Source organism: Bacillus sp. 01N42_2, from assembly GCF_056399565.1.
In genome coordinates, this window is the sequence record NZ_JBFTRO010000004.1 from 102,845 (window position 1) to 117,359 (window position 14,515).

Here is a 14,515-nt window from a genome sequence, read left to right on the forward strand (position 1 = left end):
AGTTGTACTATTTATTGAACAAGTTGATTCTATACTATAGAGTTAACTCTAAGGCAAATTAAATCGAGGAGAGATTTTTATGAAGATTGGAGAATTATCAGAAAAGACAGGTTTATCAGTCCACACCATTCGTTTTTATGAAAAGGAAGGTTTATTAGACAGTCGGCATATACGGAGAGAGGAAAATAACTATCGTAACTATACAGAAAAAGCGATTGAACGTCTGAATCTGGTAAAGAAGTTTCAAGGGGTGGGTTGTTCACTAACGGAAGTGAAGGAAATTTTGCAAGATCGTGATTCAAATACACGTACCAATCAACAAGTAATTGAATGGATTCGCCAAAAGATAATAGAAATCGAACGTAAGAAGGACGAAATGGAACAGATGCTTGGAACTCTTAACATGATGTTGGAATACAGAATCACAATGATGAATGACCCAGAAAAGACCAATTCCTAGTTAAAGTTTCGATATTCTGACTAAGTTGTGCATTGGTTTGACTTGTACATGTATTTAAAATCGTTTTTCACATAAATTTGCAAGGCTTCAATGGAAATTTCAGTATTGAAAGTTGATTTGCAAATTGGTATATAGTTTCAATGCAAGTAACGCAATAAAACTTGATATAACAAAAAAATGCATGCCGAATTTGCATGCATTTTCATATGTTTTTTATTTTTCCAAAACTGAACTAAGTTATTAAATACCAAGCTATGATGTTAATTTAAAAATCAACACGATTCTTTAACAGAGCCAAATTCTTATAGATCTTTTCACGAATTGGACTTTTGATAATGACCGGCTTGATTAATGCTTGTGCGATACGATCACCTTTGCGAATTTTGTACGTGCTATTCGGAACAAATATACTTCCATAACGATAATCATCAATATTGAAATCGTAAAAAAACTCGTCCTTTTCGGTTTTTTCCCAACCACCATTAACGAAATGGTATATTGTATCTTCCTCCCCAATTTTCTGTGCAATATTATGTACAACCACCGTCTTACGCGTGATCCCAGTCAGCGGCCGAATCTGCATTTCGTATCCACTGGGATTTCACCAGGTTCAATAATTGTGTCCTCGGCTGCGATTAGAACCAATCCTGTGTTCATAAGTAGGAATCTTTGCAATGTTAATGTTCATTTTGTCTCCTCTTAATAAATAGTTAAAATCACGATTTTAATTTAACTTTAATGTGTATCATCTTGAGAAAATCCCCTTTAATTGGTAAGCTGACACCAGATCATACTTATTCAAAGCAGGTGAAATCATGAACAAAATAATCGGAATGACTGGGTTAATTATCTCCTTACTTGTGCATGAGTTTTCAGCAAGTGATTCATTGACTCAAAAGATCGCCATGGCTTGTCTATTTTTGTTCTTATTGGTTTATAATTTTGAACATACTAAGGAGTTCTCTAAAAAGTCTCTGGCTATTATAGGCGCTTCCTTTATTGTACTAATGCTTGGAATTTATCAATTGCTCTTTTTTACTGGTGATTACTTTGAAAGTCGCGGTTTAAATTTTGGATTTATCCTTTTACTTGAAATTGTTTTAGTTATTGGATTAGTGACTGCTGCGCTTAGTTTAATTAAGCATATGGCAGACCGCTTAAGGAAAACACCTGATGGTAAAGAGCATTGACTCTTTGCCTTTTTTTAGCTAACCATTTCTTTTTATGCCGTCTTCTATGTACATAATCAAACGCAATATCGACTTTTGCAGACTCTCTTCTGTCAATGATGAATTGATTCAGAACGATTCTTAATTCCTCATCATTTATACCGCTGTGTTTTGCACTCCATCTTAATGAACTCTTCTTCATTTTTTACCAAAATTTATCATTAAATTACCTTTGGATAGTCTTATGGATAAAGTTAGTCAATAAAATCACCCCATTTTAAACTGATTTGAAGAATTGTCACCCATTCTTATCTGCCACTAATGAAATGCATTGACTTTTCAAGGTATGAGCAAAAAAACCCTGTTAATGACAGTCGGCGTTTAATTAAAAAATGAATACGATTAGAATGGATCTTAAAGAATACAGCCCTTACAATTTATTAGGCTATTTTCGTATTCAATGTCAGACAGAATATTGTACGAATACTTCTGTTTTTACAGTAAATACAATAAAGAGGAGGTGCTGATTTTTTGGAGTTAAAAAACATCGTTAATTCTTACAACATTACAAATATTTTGGGTTATCTTAGACGCTCCCGTCAGGATATGGAGCGAGAAAAAAGAACAGGCGAAGATACGCTAACTGAACAAAAAGAACTCATGAATAAAATACTGAAGTCGATTGAAATCCCCTATGAATTAAAAATGGAAATCGGGTCAGGAGAAAGCATTGAGGGTCGCCCCGTTTTTAAAGAATGTCTTAAAGACCTCGAGGAAGGCAAGTACCAGGCAATTGCTGTTAAAGAATTAACAAGACTCAGCCGCGGGAGCTACAGTGATGCCGGACAAATAGTTAACCTTCTTCAAAGCAAGCGATTAATTATCATTACACCATATAAAGTTTATGACCCTCGAAATCCTGCAGACATGCGTCAGATTCGTTTTGAATTATTTATGGCCAGAGAAGAATTTGAAATGACCAGAGAGCGTATGACAGGCGCTAAATACACATATGCGGCGCAAGGGAAGTGGATTTCCGGACTAGCGCCTTTTGGATACAGGTTGAACAAAAAAACATCCAAACTAGTCCCCGTCGAGGAAGAAGCAAAAGTCGTTCAATTCATCTTTAACATCTTTTTAAATGGGTTGAATGGAAAAGATTATAGTTATACAGCGATTGCTTCTCACTTAACAAAATTACAAATACCTACTCCATCAGGAAAAAAGCGCTGGAATCAATACACAATTAAAGCAATTCTGCAAAACGAAGCGTATATCGGAACTGTTAAATATAAGGTTAGAGAAAAAACAAAAGACGGTAAACGAACAATTAGACCTGAAAAGGAACAAATTGTAGTACCGGATGCACATGCCCCCATAATAGATCAAGAGCAATTTCAACAATCACAAGAGAAAATTGCAAACAAAGTCCCCTTGCTGCCTAATAAAAATACATTGGAATTAAGTGAATTGGCAGGCGTATGCACTTGTTCCAAGTGCGGTGAACCATTATCTAAATATGAAACTAAGCGAACGCGAGAAAACAAAAACGGCACCAAAAGTGTGTATCACGTTAAATCACTCACTTGCAAAAAGAATAAATGCACTTATGTGAGGTATAACGATGTTGAAAATGCCATTATGGATTACCTCTCTTCTTTAAACAACTTAGATAATAAGACTTTAACAAAACATATCATTTCAATGATTTCTAAATACGAAGACGGAAATAATAATGTGAAAACAAAGAAGCAAATATGTGAATATCTTTCACAAAAAGAACAAGAATTAAAAAACAAAGAGAATTTTATCTTCGAGAAATATGAAAGCGGCATTTACACTGATGAACTTTTTTTGAAAAGAAAAGCTGTTTTAGATGAAGAATTTGAAGCACTCCAAATTGCCAAGAATGAGGTCAATGAAACTCAGGAAGCGCAAACAGAAATAGACAGTAATACAGTCAGAAACAACATAAATAAGATAATTGATCAATATCACATTGAATCAAACACAGAGAAAAAGAACGCGCTATTAAGAATGGTCTTCAAAGAAGTTATCGTTAATATGACACAAAAAAGAAAAGGGCCAATTCCAGCTCAGTTTGAAATCACCCCTATCCTAAGGTTTAATTTTTCGTTTTCGATCTCACCGTCACTGATAGTCCCTCAAAATGCAGTAAATATCTTAAAAAACCGATAAAGCCGTTTCTCCGGTAAACACAATGGGAGCTACGAAGCTGTTGTCCGAGAAGCTGTTTCATCAGGCTAATCATCATGTTCAAAACCGCGGTACGGTGTTTTGTTCGGTCCGCTTCGGCAATGTCCTCGGTTCACGCGGTTCTGTTATTCCTATATTATTTGAACAGCTGATGGATGGCGGCCCGCTCACCATTACGGATAAAAATATGACGAGGTTTTTTATGTCGATTGATGACGCAGCAATGCTTACCCTGCAATCTGCGGCGATTACAAAGGGCGGAGAAACGTTTATTTTTAAAATGGAGTCCCTGAGGCTTGAAGAACTGCTTCACGGGTTTGAGGAATATGCGATCCGGCACGGACTGCCCCGCCCCGCCGCTGTTGAAGTAGGAAAACGCCCCGGGGAGAAACTTCACGAAGAACTGACCTCTCCTCATGAAACGGAATCTTTATATGAATGGGGCAATCTTTACGCGATATTGCCGGACCCCGCCAAACACCCTGAATTCCGGAAGGTCAATCTCCCCAGATATCAATCCGATCAAGCGCCGCTCATCACAACAGACACAGTCGTAAAGATAATTGAACGATTACATGAAGAAAAAAAAGCATAGAAAAAAGGCCTGTCTAAATCGGCAGGCCTCATTGCTGAGCTCTATTTCTCAAATAAATGCTGATAGGTTTCATAGCCTTCTTCCTTCAGCTTGTCTTTCGGAATAAAACGGAGTGCCGCAGAGTTAATGCAATAACGGAGACCGGTCGGCCCAGGGCCGTCATTAAAAACGTGGCCCAAGTGGGAGTCCGCTGTTTTGCTTCTCACTTCCGTCCGGAACATCCCGTGGCTCGTGTCCAGTTTTTCGTCAACCTCTTCTTCCTCAATCGGTTTGGTAAAACTCGGCCATCCGCAATGAGAATCGAATTTATCCAGAGAAGTAAACAAGGGTTTTCCTGAAATGATATCAACATAAAGCCCCTCTTCTTTGTGATCCCAAAATTCATTTTGAAATGGCGGCTCTGTTCCGTTGTTTTGCGTGACTTCGTATTGCATGCGGTTTAATGATTTGATTTTTTCGTCTTTATTTAGAGCCATCCTATCTGTCCCTCCAATGTTCATCCAGAAATCCTTGACGTCCGGAGCCTACACGGTAGCGCCCGTAGTGATCAGGATTTTTCTTATAAAAATGCTGATGATAGCCTTCCGCTTCATAAAAAGGCTCAGCCTTTAAAATGTCTGTCACGATCGGCTTTTTAAAGATGCCGCTGTCTTCAAGCCGTTTTTTTGAGGCTTCAGCTATCTCTTTTTGTTCATCATTATGGTAATAAATCGCCGCCCGATATGAACTGCCGCGGTCCGCAAACTGGCCGCCTGCGTCAGTCGGGTCGATCTGCTGCCAAAACAGCTCGACAAGCTTTTCATACGGGAAAATGTCTGGTTGAAATGTGATTTGAACGGCTTCCCTGTGGCCGGTCGTTTCACTGCACACTTCTTCGTAAGTCGGATTCTCAGTATGGCCTCCTGTATAGCCGGACACCACTCTTTCAATTCCGGGCTGTTCGTCAAACGGCTTCACCATGCACCAAAAACAGCCGCCTGCAAATGTGGCGATTTCTTTTTTTTCTGACATACGGGTGCCCTCCTTTGTTCATACGTGGTATTATTATATTATAGCATGTATAAACAGAATAAAAATAATTCTGCTTTCTTCAGGGGAAGCATAAGCCGAATACCGCGCTGACTACATATTGGAGGTTCATGATTTGAAAGTAAGAACACAAATGATGTATGATATGGAAGCTTTGCTTCGAAAAGTGTTTAAACAAATCAGAAATGAAGTTAATGAAATTCTAGATAAAGAGCTGTCCAGGAACGAATTCACCATTTTACGGATTCTCAGTGAACAAGGCCCTAAAAAAGTTACGGAATTCGCTCCCATTCTTGAGGTCTCCGCAAGCCACATTACCGCAGTGACCGACGCTTTAGTAGAAAAGGAATGGATCACCCGCATCCGTTCTAAAGAGGACAGACGAATTATCAGAATCCATATTACGGAAGACGGGGAGAAAATTGTCGATCATTTCAACCAGAAAAAAACAGAATACTTTTTTAAACGGTTTGACTGTTACTCTGATGAAGAGCTCGCAACGTTAATCAAACTGTTCAGCAAGCTGGATAAAAAACGCTGAAACGTAAAAAACACAAATCCCAGAAAGGATCTGTGTTTTTTTATGAAAACTTATTGCTTCGGATGATAATAGGAAAATTCAATTTCATCCGTGTCGAGATTGATTTTATCAGCCTTAACATACATACCGTTGTCTAATGGCATTTCTGACAGACGGACCTCAATGCTTTTATCACTTGGATGAACGTGCACAAATGACGGCAGTTCGTAAAAGCTGTCCATATAATTCAGCACAAAGCTGATCGGAAGGCTTAATTCACCTAATGAAAACTTCGTCACTTTCAGAACCACATCTCCGTTCTTTTGTACGGACGGTTCAAATGTGACAACCGCATTAATGGATGTTGAGAACGCCTTGATTTTACCGGCTACGTGCACGTCGTTATTGATGTCCACTTTGTAGTCAAGCTGATTCGATGCCTTCTCTTTTAAGTACGAATTCACAAACCTGGCAAGTGATTCTTTGGAGCTGGTGATATGAAAGCCGTACTCGCTTTTTGTCTCATCTTGTATTTTCGCCTGTTCTCCCGGCATAACCATCAATGTCACAATTACCGCGGCGGCAATCACATTGAGTGCAAGAAGAATAAAAAACAGCGATTTCCATTTCTTCATCATTTCACCCTATTCTGCTGGTAACCCTTGTTTTTCAATAGTGCCGTACAATCGATCGGCGATGAGTGCATACCCTTTTGCATTCGGATGAAAATCATCATCCTTTGAAATCCGGCTGCTGCCGCTTTTTTGACTGAACAAGTCTTCAACATTCACCGCGGCGGCGTGAGGATCTTTTTTCAGCTCTTTTGCGGCGATCTGGTTCCAATCAGTCACAACCCCGTTAATCTCTTTTAACTCAGGCAGCGTAAATGTGAACGGATTGTACATGCTGACATACACCAGCTCAGCGTTTTGATTGTATTTGCGTATTTTTGAAATGATCGCCTTGAACTGTTTTTCAAAAGGTTTCTCTTCCTTTTGGAACGGCTGAACCGTCAGCTGCATAACGTTCTGGCGGAGCACCTTCATTAAATCATTACCGCCGATGGTAAAAAAGATATAGTCGGCGCCCTTCAATGATTTCTGCACTTTTTTATCATCAAGCTTTTTAAGCAGGTCAGACGTCTTGTCGCCCTGCACCGCATAATTTTTAATATCTACCGTTTTCACATGTCCCTTTTTCTTAAGGGAATCCGCCACCTTGCCGACGTATCCTGAACCGTCAGAATCTCCTACTCCTTCAGTCAATGAATCTCCGACCGCAGCTATGACAATATGATCTTTCGTTTTCGGTTCTTCAGCATCAGAACCGGTGCGCTGGACAGAACAAGCTGATAAAAGCAAGGCCAGTCCGGCGATCAATGAGAACATTCGCAGCTTCAATCTGGTTGCTCCTTCCCCGTCTACTAGTGGAAAGTGTAACATGTTTTTTCAGATTTGAAAATGTCTAATCTGCCAGTTTACTTGAGCTTCTCAGCCGCTTTGACATCTGAGAGGATGTCATCATACGGAACTTTCTGCACGCCGTCATAATCTTTAAGCACCTTGCCGTCAGGTCCGACTAAATAAAAAGAAGTTTTATGTATGACCTGATCTTCCCCCTTCGGCTTGTTGACGATTGCTTTAAAGCTGTTCAGCGCAAAATCTTCAATGTCCTTTTGGCTGTAACCGGTCAGAAAATCCCAGTTGCGAAGTGAGAGCGGATATTTGGAAGCAAATGCTTTCAGCTGTTTAGGCGTATCATTTTCAGGATCTACACTGAACGACACAATCCGCACATCCGGGTTCTCAGCCTTCAGTCTTTTTTGCAGTTCAGTCATATGGGCTGTCATCGGCGGACAGACCGAATTACAATTTGTAAACATAAAATCCGCAATCCAGACATGCCCCTTCAGGCTTTTCAGTGACACTGTTTTTCCGTCTTGGTTCTGATATGAAAACGGCTCAATCTGATAGTTCAGCGGGTCTTTTATCGTCTTCCCCCCGCAGGCGCACAAGAGCAGCAAACAGATGACGGCAGCGAAGCTTTTCATTTTTTTCATTTCCATTCCCCCCATGGATAAAACGCTTACAGCATTCATCATAAAAAAATCCCCGCACCCTCCCTTATCAAAAGGAGGGCGCTAAGGAATGCGCGCCGTCATGCGTTATGTTTTAATACCTCTTGGTTGAAAACGGCCTCGTAATCTTTCCACTTCATACGGCGCTTAACATATTGTCGGAATGAATACACTGTTCTCACACTTCGTGAAGCAAAAACTTCTCTCAAATAAAGCTCAAGGTGCCGATGAATTTGAAAAAAATAATGTTCACCTTTCGTGACAACCGGTATTTCTGTCACTTTCACCTGAATCCCGTCCTGTCGTTTGAACTCTAGGCTTTTGAGTAACAAGATATCAATCCTTCTTTTTCGATTGTTTTCTTTTTATTATATACAATCTGAGAAAGCGTGTCTGTCATTTTGCGCGGCCGTTCTAAAAAAAGTCAGATTAACAGGTGGAACAGGTCCTGATCTTTATTCACTTCTACGTAATGAAATCCTTTTTGGTCCATCCGGGCAATGAGCGCGCCGTAATCTTCCCGATGTTTCAGCTCAATACCGACCAATGCAGGTCCGCTGCTTTTATTATTTTTTTTCGTATATTCAAATCGGGTGATGTCATCATCAGGCCCGAGCACTTCATCAAGGTATTCGCGAAGCGCTCCCGCCCTTTGCGGGAAATTAACGATAAAATAGTGCTGCAGCCCCTCATAAATCATGGAGCGTTCCTTCATCTCCTGCATTCTGCCGATGTCGTTATTCCCTCCGCTGACCACACAGATGACGTTTTTTCCTTTAATCTCTTCCTTGTACAGATCAAGTGCCGACACGGACAATGCTCCCGCCGGCTCAGCTACGATGGCGCATTGATTGTATAATTCGAGAATTGTGCTGCACACTTTTCCTTCCGGGACAAGAAGAATGTCATCAACTACGGTTTCAAGCGTCTGAAAAGTTTCCGCGCCGATTTTTTTTACAGCCGCCCCGTCAACAAATTTATCGATTTTCTCAAGTTCAATGACTTGTCCGGCTTTTTTCGATTCAAAATATGTAGCTGCGCCCTTCGGCTCCACCGCTATGATTTTTGTTTCCGGCGAAATGTTTTTCATGTACGTGCCGAGACCGGAAAGGAGTCCTCCTCCCCCTACACTCGCAAAGAGGAAATGCGGCTCAACGTCAATGTCATTTAAAATTTCAATGGCAGCCGTTCCCTGCCCCGCCATGACGTCCGGATCGTCAAACGGATGAATAAACGTGCGGTTTTCCTTTTCACAGCATTCCGCAGAACTCTTATATGCATCATCGAAAGTGTCACCCGTCAATATGATTTCAACAAATTCTTTTCCGAACAGCTCCACTTGAGATACCTTTTGTCTCGGTGTGGTTGACGGCATAAAAATCTTGCCGTGAATGCCGAGATGTTTGCATGAGAACGCAACCCCCTGCGCGTGGTTTCCCGCACTGGCGCAGACAATTCCGTTTTCAGTCTGCTCTTTTGAGAGCTGTCTCATTTTATTATAAGCCCCTCTGAGCTTAAATGATCTGACCACCTGAAGGTCTTCTCTTTTCAAATAGATATTGCAGTCATATCTCTCAGAAAGTCTGTCATTCCTCTGCAAAGGCGTATGTATCACAACGTCCTTTACGTTTTGGTGCGCTTTTAAAATGTCTTTTACCTGGATGAGAGAGTCTTCTTTAAGTAACGGTTTCATTTACAGAGTCCTTTCTTATTTAAATCCCTATTTAATATGCCATTATAACATGAATATTCAAATAATAAGATAATTATTTGAATTTCGTAAATAAAATTAAATAAACCGATTCGCGAGAAAAAGATATTTTCAAAGGTGAAAACATGTTATACTTAAACCAATTAGAACCAAAAGGAGCCAATTCATGACTGTAATTGAACAATCTGATCCCTTTCATCAGCTAGCCGGCGAACATAAATCCTTTTTAGAAACGAAACGATTGGCCGCCAAATTCGCCTTATCGGATCTGCCGGTCTTCATCACGGGTGAAGTCGGAACCGGAAAAAAACAAATGGCCGCAGCGATCCACCATAAATCCCGCAGAAACAGCGAACTATTTATTACCGTTCACTGCAGCCAAAGCGAAGAGCGGCTCAATCATGAACTGTTCTGTGCTGAAGGTGCATTAAATAGGGCCCGCCGCGGAACATTATTCTTATATGAAATCGGAGACATGCCGCTGTCGGTACAGGCCCGCCTTCTTTCGGAGCTTGATGCCGGGCTTTCCGCCCGCATCATTGCAAGCAGCACGGCGGATCTTGCCGATGCGGAAAACACGTTCAGCAAAGATTTATTTTACAGGCTTCACGTGTTATGCCTTCCGCTCCCTGCTTTATCTGAACGAAAAGGCGATATACCGCTCCTTCTTCAGCATATGCTGGCAGCCTCTGGGCAGCAATTGCATCTCGATCCGTCCGTTTATCCGCTGTTTGAGCGGCACACCTTTAACGGCAACATCAGAGAGCTTCAAAACGCGGCGCATTATATGGCTGCGGCAGCCTCCGGCGGTACGATTTATCCCGAGGATGTCCCGCCGTATATCAAAAACAGCCAGAAAGCGAAAACCGCCAAGAAAAAAGAAAAGCGCCTGACATTGATGGAGAAAGAAGAATTTTTGTTTATTTTGGAATCAATCAAAGGCTTAAATGCCAAAGGCGAACCCGCCAGCAGACGGAGCATATCCGAATTAAGTGAGAACGGCACAATGACATTGACGCCTCAGCAGGTCAGAAACAGGCTTGATTACTTAGAAAAGATGAACTATGTCACAAAAGGCCGGGGACGCGCAGGAACAAAAATCACAATAGAAGGGTTAGGCTTTTTGCAGTCACTGCAAAAACAAATCCTTTAAAAGGAGGACATTTGATTGTTCACGATTAAAGAAGAAATCGCAAATGCCATCACACACGGAATCGGTGTATTGCTGTCGATTCCGGCGCTGATTTTTCTCATTATCTTCGCGGTAAAATACGGATCGCCGACAGACATCGCCAGCTTCTCGATTTTCGGCGCCTCAATGCTGCTTCTGTATCTCAGCTCGACTCTTCTGCACAGCATTCAGCATAAAAAAACGAAAGACATTCTTGAGATTGTGGATCATTCCGCGATTTACGTCTTGATAGCGGGGACATATACGCCATTTTTATTAGGGCCGCTTAAAGGCGCACTCGGCCTGACTCTTTTAATTATCGTTTGGTCGCTTGCCCTCGGAGGCATCGTGTTTAAAATCTTTTTCGTGAAGCGGTTTATCATTTTTTCAACGCTTGTCTATTTAATGATGGGCTGGCTGATTATCGTCGCCATTAAACCGCTGTACGCTTCGCTGTCAGGCCCGGGATTCGGCCTTCTTCTTCTCGGCGGCTTATTATATTCCGCCGGCACCGTTTTTTATATTTGGAGAAAGATCCCGTTTCATCACGCCATTTGGCACAGCTTTGTTTTAGGCGGCAGCGCCTCAATGTTTTTCTGTATTTTATTTTATTGTGTCAAAGTTCCCTTTATCTGAAATAAAAAAGCACAGCCTCTCGTAAAGAGACTGTGCTTTTTTTATGCACGGAGCCGTTTTTGAACGGCCGGATAATAAGCGGGCTTGACATGCAATTCAATGTCAGCCGGTTTCAGCCGTTTCAAGAATCTGCCCCGAAGCAGCCGGTCTGTTCCCGTTGTGCTGACCGGAACAATCGGAAGATCAAAACGCAGGGCCAGTTCCTCCGGATTGATTTTGCCGTCTTCAGAAAGAATCAGGCTTTGTCCTTTTTGCAGGCTGACTTCCGCCTCCTGACGCACGTCCCGGCTTTCTCCGTCACAAATGACACCCATCAGTCTCAGCCAATTCCCCAGAAACGGCATCCGAAAAGCTTTCTTGCCGGCGATAAAACCAGCCGGATCTTCAAGATGTCCCGCAAGCAGCACAAGATCACCCACACCTAATCTCGGATGCACATACAATACAGGTCCGTCCGGTATCGGCCGATCATGATGAATGCTGATTACCGATCCCGACAAGTCAATGCAGCCTCTCATAAACGCTTTGGGCTGTTCGTACACCCGTTTCATCTGTTTTTGAAAAGAAAGCCGCGGGTCAAGCTCTTTTAGATTGATATATTCCTGAATATTTTTCATGAACATAAATACAACGTACATGACAAGGCAGCCGTAACGAATCAATTCTTGTCCCCCTGCTCGATCTCAATTCTTTTTCTCGTATACAAGGTACTCATAATCGTAAGGGTTTTTTTCATCTTTTACTCCCTGTCTGCGGGATGTCAATTCCCATTCAGCTTCATTAAACTCCGGAAAAAAACGGTCACCTTCAAAGACATGATGAATTTTAGTCATGTAGAGTCTGTCCGCATATGGAAAGAGCGCACTGTACAGCTGGGCGCCGCCGATTACAAAGCATTCTTCATTCTCCGGGATCAGTTTGAGCACTTCCTCAGCCGAGGAAGCGACAGTACAGCCTTGAAATAAGGATTCGTCCCGTGAAGTTACAACGATGTTACGCCGATTCGGAAGCGGACGTCCGATTGATTCAAACGTTTTCCGCCCCATCACAATGGTATGCCCCGTCGTCACTTTTTTGAAATATGCGAGATCGTCCGGAAGGTGCCAAGGCAGATCGTTATCTTTTCCGATCAGCCGGTTTTCATCCATCGCAAAAATAAACGAAATCATACGCTTACAGCTCCTTTTATATGCGGATGCGGGTCATAATCCTCAATGATAAAGTCTTCAAACGTAAAATCAAAAATAGAATCAACGTTGCGCGCAAACCGCAGTTTCGGCAGCGGGCGGACATCTCTTGTCAGCTGCAAATTCACCTGTTCCACATGGTTTTGATAAATGTGGACGTCTCCGAACGTATGAACAAACTCACCCGGTTCAAGACCCGTCACATGCGCGATCATCATTGTTAAAAGCGCATAAGACGCGATATTAAACGGCACGCCGAGAAAGACATCCGCCGACCGCTGGTAAAGCTGGCACGACAGTTTTCCGTCAGCGACATAAAACTGAAACAGGCAGTGGCAAGGAGGAAGCGCCATATGATCAATTTCGCCGACATTCCACGCACTGACGATTAAACGCCGGGAATTCGGATTGGTCTTGATGTCATGAACCAGCCGGGAGATTTGATCAATCGTCTCGCCGTCCGCTCCGCGCCATGAGCGCCATTGAGAGCCGTAAACCGGTCCAAGCTCTCCGTTTTCATCGGCCCATTCGTTCCAGATGCGTACTCCGTTTTCCTGAAGATAGCGGACATTCGTGTCTCCTTTTAAAAACCAAAGCAGCTCGTGCGCGATTGATTTAAAATGGAGCTTTTTCGTCGTAAGCATCGGGAAACCTTCCTGAAGGTTAAACCGCATTTGGTAGCCGAACGTGCTGATCGTGCCCGTTCCCGTACGGTCTCCTTTTTTTTCTCCGTTTTCTAACACATGACGGCACAAATCTTTATATTGTTTCATCTTTTTCATCCTTTTAACGTAGTCTTTTAGTAGTGTAACACAATAAAAAATCATTTCTGCAAAATTTCTCAGAAATGATTTTTTTATTTCTTCACGTTATTACACGCTCATCCAGTCAGGCGGCGTATTCCGGTCCCAATAAATGCTGCCGAGCTCATGGTGTGATTGGAATCCGTCTTCAGCGGTATGGTAATGAAAATTAAACCAGTAGCCGTCTTGCGGAGGGTGATCCCGGCGGACGTGGAATCTTAAAAGATCTTCACCCGTCAGCCTGTTATACACATGAAAAATTTTTTCGGTTTTTCCGGCCGACGGCTTGCTGGAAATGACCACATCCTGATACGCTTCATCATCTTGAAAATTGGCTAAATGCCCTGTGATCACATCTTCGATTTTCGGCAGAATTTCACTTCTGTAATCATCTTCAATGACCGGAGAGATTTTGCTCCCGAATTTTAAAAATGATTGATTTTCAGCATCACCGAGAAGCTGCTGCTGATACGATTGAAACTGTAATTCAGGCTCCCGCCCTGCCTTCTCTTCCCCCGGCAGGGAGTGTTCATCATAAAAAGCGGTGTAATCATTCTGCTCAAGACTGCTCGACTGTCCTGAAGGCTTGTCTGTCATCAGAGCAGCCGGAGGAGACACGAGCCCGAACGTTACAATGGTAAACAGAACCACTAGGGTCTTTTTCATCCACAATTTCATGATAGATAGTTCCCCTCTGTTTTATTGTCCTCTTGTCCCTATATTCTAGCATAGATCAAAGCGCGGCGTCATGTCCTGAAGCGCATGATCATACAATATGGGAAATTGGTAACTGTGACCGAGCGGCTAAACCGCTTACAATAAGATAGAGAAAAAAGGAGGGGATGAGATGATTAACGCTTTATTTGCGACTGTATCACTTCTCACGCTGCTTTATTTTGTCGTCATGGAAATTACTGATTAACGAAAGAAAAGCTCATGA

The 14,515-nt window shown here is 42.1% G+C and carries 17 protein-coding genes and 2 pseudogenes; 7 read left to right on the forward strand and 12 right to left on the reverse strand.

Going from position 1 to position 14,515, the window contains the following annotated elements; genetic code table 11:
* Positions 1-79: 79 nt before the first annotated feature.
* On the forward strand, positions 80-460 hold the full coding sequence (locus AC1DN5_RS11050; protein WP_366969244.1) for a MerR family transcriptional regulator: 381 nt from the start codon (positions 80-82) through the stop codon (positions 458-460).
* Positions 461-725: 265 nt separating this feature from the next.
* Here the strand turns inward: AC1DN5_RS11050 and AC1DN5_RS11055 are convergent, their stop codons facing one another.
* Positions 726-1,043 (reverse strand): hypothetical protein, encoded by a 318-nt coding sequence (locus AC1DN5_RS11055; protein WP_366969243.1) that lies wholly within the window; start codon positions 1,041-1,043, stop codon positions 726-728.
* A gap of 232 nt (positions 1,044-1,275) precedes the next feature.
* Here AC1DN5_RS11055 and AC1DN5_RS11060 point away from each other — a divergent pair, with 232 nt between their 5' ends.
* The 3 genes and pseudogenes from AC1DN5_RS11060 to AC1DN5_RS11070 all read left to right on the forward strand — a co-directional run.
* Positions 1,276-1,650 carry a YoqO family protein gene (locus AC1DN5_RS11060; protein WP_016936662.1) on the forward strand — a complete coding sequence of 125 codons (375 nt, stop codon included), beginning with the start codon at positions 1,276-1,278 and terminating at the stop codon, positions 1,648-1,650.
* A 510-nt stretch (positions 1,651-2,160) separates the two neighbouring features.
* Positions 2,161-3,845 (forward strand): annotated as a pseudogene (locus tag AC1DN5_RS11065) (recombinase family protein).
* Positions 3,821-4,441 (forward strand): annotated as a pseudogene (locus AC1DN5_RS11070) (polysaccharide biosynthesis protein); the annotation flags it as partial. The pseudogenes AC1DN5_RS11065 and AC1DN5_RS11070, both read left to right, overlap by 25 nt.
* Before the next feature lie 41 nt (positions 4,442-4,482).
* Here AC1DN5_RS11070 and msrB read toward each other — a convergent pair.
* Complete coding sequence (gene msrB, locus AC1DN5_RS11075) at positions 4,483-4,917, reverse strand: peptide-methionine (R)-S-oxide reductase MsrB (RefSeq protein ID WP_366969241.1); 435 nt, start codon at positions 4,915-4,917, stop codon at positions 4,483-4,485.
* A 1-nt stretch (position 4,918) separates the two neighbouring features.
* Positions 4,919-5,452 carry a peptide-methionine (S)-S-oxide reductase MsrA gene (msrA, locus tag AC1DN5_RS11080; RefSeq protein ID WP_016936675.1) on the reverse strand — a complete coding sequence of 178 codons (534 nt, stop codon included), beginning with the start codon at positions 5,450-5,452 and terminating at the stop codon, positions 4,919-4,921.
* A 133-nt stretch (positions 5,453-5,585) separates the two neighbouring features.
* Between msrA and AC1DN5_RS11085 the strand changes: the two genes are divergently transcribed.
* Positions 5,586-6,011, forward strand: a complete 426-nt coding sequence (locus AC1DN5_RS11085; protein ID WP_013352592.1) for a MarR family transcriptional regulator — start codon at positions 5,586-5,588, stop codon at positions 6,009-6,011.
* 50 nt (positions 6,012-6,061) lie between these two features.
* On the opposite strand, the gene AC1DN5_RS11090 is transcribed toward AC1DN5_RS11085, so the two are convergent.
* The 5 genes from AC1DN5_RS11090 to ilvA all read right to left on the reverse strand — a co-directional run bounded on the left by AC1DN5_RS11090 (position 6,062) and on the right by ilvA (position 9,760).
* Positions 6,062-6,625: a YpmS family protein gene (locus AC1DN5_RS11090; protein ID WP_016936676.1), complete on the reverse strand. Its 564-nt coding sequence runs from the start codon at positions 6,623-6,625 to the stop codon at positions 6,062-6,064.
* 9 nt (positions 6,626-6,634) lie between these two features.
* A complete protein-coding gene (locus AC1DN5_RS11095) occupies positions 6,635-7,390 on the reverse strand; it encodes an SGNH/GDSL hydrolase family protein (protein ID WP_366969239.1) in 756 nt (251 codons plus the stop codon).
* 77 nt (positions 7,391-7,467) lie between these two features.
* On the reverse strand, positions 7,468-8,049 hold the full coding sequence (locus AC1DN5_RS11100; RefSeq protein WP_029575231.1) for an SCO family protein: 582 nt from the start codon (positions 8,047-8,049) through the stop codon (positions 7,468-7,470).
* A gap of 98 nt (positions 8,050-8,147) precedes the next feature.
* Positions 8,148-8,399: a DUF2535 family protein gene (locus AC1DN5_RS11105; protein ID WP_047474519.1), complete on the reverse strand. Its 252-nt coding sequence runs from the start codon at positions 8,397-8,399 to the stop codon at positions 8,148-8,150.
* A 92-nt stretch (positions 8,400-8,491) separates the two neighbouring features.
* Entirely contained in the window at positions 8,492-9,760 is a 1,269-nt protein-coding gene (gene ilvA / locus AC1DN5_RS11110; protein ID WP_016936680.1) for a threonine ammonia-lyase IlvA, read from the reverse strand.
* A 184-nt stretch (positions 9,761-9,944) separates the two neighbouring features.
* On the opposite strand from ilvA, the gene AC1DN5_RS11115 reads away from it, so the two are divergent.
* Positions 9,945-10,931 carry a sigma 54-interacting transcriptional regulator gene (locus tag AC1DN5_RS11115; RefSeq protein WP_099745040.1) on the forward strand — a complete coding sequence of 329 codons (987 nt, stop codon included), beginning with the start codon at positions 9,945-9,947 and terminating at the stop codon, positions 10,929-10,931.
* 15 nt (positions 10,932-10,946) lie between these two features.
* Entirely contained in the window at positions 10,947-11,585 is a 639-nt protein-coding gene (trhA, locus tag AC1DN5_RS11120) for a PAQR family membrane homeostasis protein TrhA (RefSeq protein WP_016936682.1), read from the forward strand.
* A 41-nt stretch (positions 11,586-11,626) separates the two neighbouring features.
* On the opposite strand, the gene AC1DN5_RS11125 is transcribed toward trhA, so the two are convergent.
* From AC1DN5_RS11125 to AC1DN5_RS11140, 4 genes are all read right to left on the reverse strand, one after another.
* A complete protein-coding gene (locus AC1DN5_RS11125) occupies positions 11,627-12,247 on the reverse strand; it encodes a lysophospholipid acyltransferase family protein (RefSeq protein ID WP_188154162.1) in 621 nt (206 codons plus the stop codon).
* A gap of 21 nt (positions 12,248-12,268) precedes the next feature.
* The gene (locus AC1DN5_RS11130) at positions 12,269-12,754 is read right to left on the reverse strand and encodes a dihydrofolate reductase (protein ID WP_366969238.1); all 486 of its coding nucleotides are present in this window, start codon (positions 12,752-12,754) and stop codon (positions 12,269-12,271) included.
* Positions 12,751-13,545: a thymidylate synthase gene (locus tag AC1DN5_RS11135; RefSeq protein ID WP_016936685.1), complete on the reverse strand. Its 795-nt coding sequence runs from the start codon at positions 13,543-13,545 to the stop codon at positions 12,751-12,753. Before AC1DN5_RS11135 ends, AC1DN5_RS11130 begins: the two co-directional genes overlap by 4 nt.
* Before the next feature lie 99 nt (positions 13,546-13,644).
* A complete protein-coding gene (locus tag AC1DN5_RS11140) occupies positions 13,645-14,253 on the reverse strand; it encodes a YpjP family protein (RefSeq protein ID WP_366969236.1) in 609 nt (202 codons plus the stop codon).
* Positions 14,254-14,515: the final 262 nt, after the last annotated feature.

Bases quoted from the DNA above. Each gene is read 5' to 3' on its own strand.
- AC1DN5_RS11050 (WP_366969244.1), top strand. From the start codon at position 80: ATGAAGATTGGAGAATTATCAGAAAAGACAGGTTTATCAGTCCACACC.
- AC1DN5_RS11055 (WP_366969243.1), bottom strand. From the start codon at position 1,043: ATGCAGATTCGGCCGCTGACTGGGATCACGCGTAAGACGGTGGTTGTA.
- AC1DN5_RS11060 (WP_016936662.1), top strand. From the start codon at position 1,276: ATGAACAAAATAATCGGAATGACTGGGTTAATTATCTCCTTACTTGTG.
- msrB (WP_366969241.1), bottom strand. From the start codon at position 4,917: ATGGCTCTAAATAAAGACGAAAAAATCAAATCATTAAACCGCATGCAA.
- msrA (WP_016936675.1), bottom strand. From the start codon at position 5,452: ATGTCAGAAAAAAAAGAAATCGCCACATTTGCAGGCGGCTGTTTTTGG.
- AC1DN5_RS11090 (WP_016936676.1), bottom strand. From the start codon at position 6,625: ATGAAGAAATGGAAATCGCTGTTTTTTATTCTTCTTGCACTCAATGTG.
- AC1DN5_RS11100 (WP_029575231.1), bottom strand. From the start codon at position 8,049: ATGAAAAAAATGAAAAGCTTCGCTGCCGTCATCTGTTTGCTGCTCTTG.
- ilvA (WP_016936680.1), bottom strand. From the start codon at position 9,760: ATGAAACCGTTACTTAAAGAAGACTCTCTCATCCAGGTAAAAGACATT.
- AC1DN5_RS11115 (WP_099745040.1), top strand. From the start codon at position 9,945: ATGACTGTAATTGAACAATCTGATCCCTTTCATCAGCTAGCCGGCGAA.
- AC1DN5_RS11130 (WP_366969238.1), bottom strand. From the start codon at position 12,754: ATGATTTCGTTTATTTTTGCGATGGATGAAAACCGGCTGATCGGAAAA.
- AC1DN5_RS11135 (WP_016936685.1), bottom strand. From the start codon at position 13,545: ATGAAACAATATAAAGATTTGTGCCGTCATGTGTTAGAAAACGGAGAA.
- AC1DN5_RS11140 (WP_366969236.1), bottom strand. From the start codon at position 14,253: ATGAAATTGTGGATGAAAAAGACCCTAGTGGTTCTGTTTACCATTGTA.